Origin of the sequence: Aeromicrobium sp., assembly GCF_032084975.1 — a bacterium.
Lineage (GTDB): Bacteria > Actinomycetota > Actinomycetes > Propionibacteriales > Nocardioidaceae > Aeromicrobium.
The window spans coordinates 1-4400 of record NZ_DAMDLR010000130.1; the positions used below are offsets into that span (position 1 = coordinate 1).

Consider the following 4400-nt stretch of genomic DNA (forward strand, 5'->3'; position numbering starts at 1 on the left):
GGCGGCCGCGCACACGAGCTCGGCGACGCCGGACGCCAGCACGAGCTCGCGGTGGCGGGGCAGGAACCTCGGGACGATCCGCTCGAACACCTCGGGGCGGACGAGGTGGATCACCCCCGACACCGCGAAGGGGACGGCGACGAGGGCGAGGTCACGGCGACGGGTCATGAGGGCCTTTCACAGCAGGATGGAGGCGAAGGTCTCGACCTCGCGGAAGCCGACCCGGTCGTAGGCACGGCGGGCAGCGACGTTGTGGTCGTTGACGTACAGCGTGACCGACGGCGCCACCTGACGGCGCACCTGCCGGACGACGGAGGCCAGCGCGGGGGCCGCGACACCGGTCCCGCGCAGGTCGGGATGCACCCAGACGCCCTGCAGCTGGCAGCCGCGGTCGGTCGCGGCTCCGACCTCGGCCTTGAACAGGACGGTGTCGTCCTCGATGATCGCCCACGACCAGCCCATCGAGACCAGCTGCGTGACCCGGGCTCGATAGCCCGAAGGGCTGCCGACGGACTCGGGGTGGACGCCCACCTCCTCGGTGAACATCGCGACGCAGGCGGGGTAGAGCGTGTCGACCTGGTCGATCCGCACGGGCCGCACGCGAGGGTCCAGCGGTACGTCACTGTCGTGCTCGAGCACCATGAACGGCTGCGCGGGGCGGGGCGATCGCGCCGGCCCCCACTGGTCCTTGACGACGTCCCACAGTGGCAGCACCGCGGCGGCCGGGCCGACCAGGGAGCTGGGCTTGTGCCCATGGGCCAGCAGCCGGTGGCCGAAGGCGGCGACGGAGGCGGGCGTGGCTTGCGCGGGGACGACGTTCGCGCCGACGTGCAGCAGCGAGACCATCGCGCCGTCCTCGAAGTAGCCCCACAGCTCGGCACCGAACCACCGGCGGTCGAGGCGGGTGGAGTCGACCCGGTGCCGCACGAACATGTCGATGAGCGGCTGGCGGTCGAGGACCTCGTGGATCAGCTCGAGGTCGCCACGCCCCAACGTCCGCACGTAGGACGAGGTCGCCGCGGAGGGCTCGCAGACCTCGGTCATGTGACGAGGATAACGCCGTCAGGAGACGCTGACCGAGGCTTGTCCGCCCTCGACCGGCTCCATCGTCTCGGCGATGCGCATGGCTTCCTCGATCAGCGTCTCGACGATCTTGCTCTCGGGGACGGTCTTGATGACCTCTCCCTTGACGAAGATCTGGCCCTTGCCGTTGCCCGACGCGACGCCGAGGTCGGCCTCGCGTGCCTCACCCGGGCCGTTGACGACACAGCCCATGACGGCCACGCGCAGCGGGACCTCGAGGCCGTCGAGACCGGCGGTGACCTGCTCGGCGAGCGTGTAGACGTCGACCTGGGCGCGGCCGCACGACGGGCACGACACGATCTCGAGCTTGCGGGGGCGCAGGTTGAGCGACTGCAGGATCTGGATGCCGACCTTGACCTCCTCGACCGGCGGGGCCGAGAGGGAGACGCGGATCGTGTCGCCGATGCCCTTGCTCAACAGGGCGCCGAACGCCGTGGCGCTCTTGATCGTGCCCTGGAACGCGGGGCCGGCCTCGGTGACGCCCAGGTGCAGGGGCCAGTCGCCGCGCTCGGAGAGCAGCTCGTAGGCCTTGACCATGACGACGGGGTCGTTGTGCTTGACCGAGATCTTGAAGTCGTGGAAGTCGTGCTCCTCGAACAGCGACGCCTCCCACACGGCGGACTCGACGAGCGCCTCGGGCGTGGCCTTGCCGTACTTCTCGAGCAGTCGCTTGTCGAGCGAGCCGGCATTGACGCCGATGCGCAGCGAGACGCCCGCGTCCTTGGCCGCCTTGGCGATCGCGCCGACCTGGTCGTCGAACTTGCGGATGTTGCCGGGGTTGACGCGCACGGCGGCACAGCCGGCGTCGATCGCGGCGAACACGTACTTGGGCTGGAAGTGGATGTCCGCGATGACGGGGATCTGCGACTTCCTCGCGATCGCGGGCAGGGCCTCGGCGTCGTCCTGGCTGGGGCAGGCGACCCGCACGATGTCGCAGCCGGCCGCGGTGAGCTCGGCGATCTGCTGGAGCGTCGAGTTGATGTCGGACGTGAGCGTCGTGGTCATCGACTGCACCGAGATCGGGGCGTCACCGCCGACGTCGATGGAGCCCACCTTGATCTTGCGAGTGGGACGGCGCGGGGCGAGCACCGGAGCCGGTGCCTCGGGCATGCCGAGGTCGACGCCGCTCATGAGATTCTCACCGGGTTGACGATGTCGGCATAGATCAGGACCACACCCATGATCATAAGGAGCAGCCCAACCGCATAGGCGACGGGCAGCATCTTGGCAACGTCGACGAAGCCCGGGTCGGGGCGGCCTCGCAGGCGTGCGAACACGCGTCGTGCCTGCTCCCACAGGGCACCGGCGATGTGGCCGCCGTCCAGCGGCAGCAGCGGGATGAGGTTGAACAGCCACAGGAACAGGTTGAGTCCGGCGAGCAGGCTGATGATGCGCTGGGCCCGCTCTCCCCAGGTCGGGTCGTCGACCGTCACGAGCTCGCCGGCGACCCGGCTGGCGCCCACGACGCTGATCGGCCCGTCGGCCTCGCGCTCGGCGCCGAACGCCGCCTTCACGACGGCGACCATGCGCACGGGCAGGTGGACGAGCGCGTCGGCCGTGTGACCGATCATCGAGCCCATCTCGGTGACGACGAAGACCGGTCCCTGGCGTTCGGTGACGAAGGTCGGCGAGACGCCGAGGAAGCCGACGTTCTCGACCCGCTCGGGGTCGTCGATCGAGGCCCGGGCCAGCACCGAGGTGTTCACGGTGGCCTCCAGCGGGGCACCGTCGCGCTCGTAGCCGATCGTGGCGGCGTTGTCGCCGTTGCGGCGGATCAGCGTCGTGACCTGGTCCCAGTCCTCGATGGGCCGGCCGTTGAAGCTGGTGATGACGTCGCCGGCCTCCAGGCCGGCCTGGCGAGCCGGGGTGACGGGGTCCTCGTCGGTGCACGCGCGACCCGCCTCGGCATCGGCGATGGCGCAGTCCGAGACCTGCGAGACCGTCGTGGTGGGCGTCGGCACGCCGAATGCCATGAACGAGATGGCGAACAGGACGGTGGCGATCACCAGGTTCACGGTGGGACCGCCCGCCATGACGATGACCTTCTGCCACCAGGGGCGCCGGTAGAACAGGCGGTCCTCGTCGGCCGGGTCGATGTCCTCGTACTCGGCGGCGCGGGCATCGGTCGCCATCTGGGTGAACAGCCCGGTGTCGGACGCGCGCACGAGCAGGTGACCGTCGCGGTCGCGGACCTCGTGCTCGGGCGGGAGCATGCCGACGAGCTTGACGAAGCCGCCGAGCGGGATCGCCTTGAGTCCGTACTCGGTCTCGCCGCGCTTGACCGACCAGACCGTGCGGCCGAAGCCCACGAAGAACTGGGTGACCTTGACGCCGAACTTCTTCGCCGGCCACATGTGGCCCACCTCGTGCAGGGCGATCGACAACGCGACGCCGACCAGGAAGACGATCACACCGAGGGCGTACATCATCGGAGCGCTCCCTCGCGTCGGGACGCGATCATCCGGCCGGCGCTCTCGCGCGCCTGCGTGTCGGCGGCCAGGACGCGCTCGACGCTCAGCTCGCCCTCCGCGGTCCGGGGATCGGCCAGGTGTGCGTCGACGACGTCGGCGACCGTGTCGACGATGCCCAGGAAGTCCAGGTCGCCGGCCATGAACGCGTCGACGCACACCTCGTTGGCCGCGTTGAGGACGGCAGGGGCGGTGCGCCCGAACTCACCGGCACGGCGGGCCACGCCGATGGCCGGGAACGCCGCGTCGTCGAGCGGGAAGAACTCCCACGCGGTGGGCGCGGACCAGTCGCACGCGGGGACGGCGCCCGGGACGCGTCGCGGCCACGACAGGCCGAGCGCGATCGGCAGCCGCATGTCCGGTGGCGACGCCTGCGCCATCGTGGAACCGTCCACGAACTCCACCATCGAGTGCACGACCGAGGTCGGGTGGACGACGACGTCGATCCGGTCGAAGCCGATGCCGAAGAGCAGGTGCGCCTCGATGACCTCGAGGCCCTTGTTGACGAGCGTCGCCGAGTTGATCGTGATGACCGGGCCCATGTCCCACGTGGGGTGGGCCGCAGCCTGTTCGGGCGTGACGTCGCGCAGCTCCTCGCGAGAGCGCCCGCGGAACGGCCCGCCGCTCGCGGTCAGGACGAGCCGGCTGACGTCCTCGGGATCCTCGCCGCGCAGCGCCTGGGCCAGCGCCGAGTGCTCGGAGTCGACCGGCACGAGCTGCCCCGGCTTCGCCGCGTCCAGGACCAGCTGTCCGCCGATGATGAGCGACTCCTTGTTGGCCAGCGCGAGCGTCGCGCCGGTCTCGAGGGCGGCGAGCGTGGGCAGCAGGCCGACGGCGAAGGTGGACAAC

At 70.5% G+C, this 4400-nt stretch carries 4 protein-coding genes; all 4 read right to left on the reverse strand.

Translation table 11 applies throughout. The features are described from left to right. Nucleotides 1–177: 177 nt before the first annotated feature. Nucleotides 178–1044 (reverse strand): GNAT family N-acetyltransferase, encoded by an 867-nt coding sequence (locus RT323_RS16130; RefSeq protein WP_313410251.1) that lies wholly within the window; start codon nt 1042–1044, stop codon nt 178–180. A gap of 18 nt (nt 1045–1062) precedes the next feature. Next, nucleotides 1063–2214 (reverse strand): flavodoxin-dependent (E)-4-hydroxy-3-methylbut-2-enyl-diphosphate synthase, encoded by a 1152-nt coding sequence (gene ispG / locus RT323_RS16135; RefSeq protein ID WP_313410253.1) that lies wholly within the window; start codon nt 2212–2214, stop codon nt 1063–1065. Continuing rightward, nucleotides 2211–3512 (reverse strand): site-2 protease family protein, encoded by a 1302-nt coding sequence (locus tag RT323_RS16140; RefSeq protein ID WP_313410255.1) that lies wholly within the window; start codon nt 3510–3512, stop codon nt 2211–2213. Before RT323_RS16140 ends, ispG begins: the two co-directional genes overlap by 4 nt. Then, on the reverse strand, nt 3509–4400 hold an 892-nt coding region (locus RT323_RS16145; protein WP_313410257.1), incomplete at its 5' end, for a 1-deoxy-D-xylulose-5-phosphate reductoisomerase. The genes RT323_RS16145 and RT323_RS16140, both read right to left, overlap by 4 nt.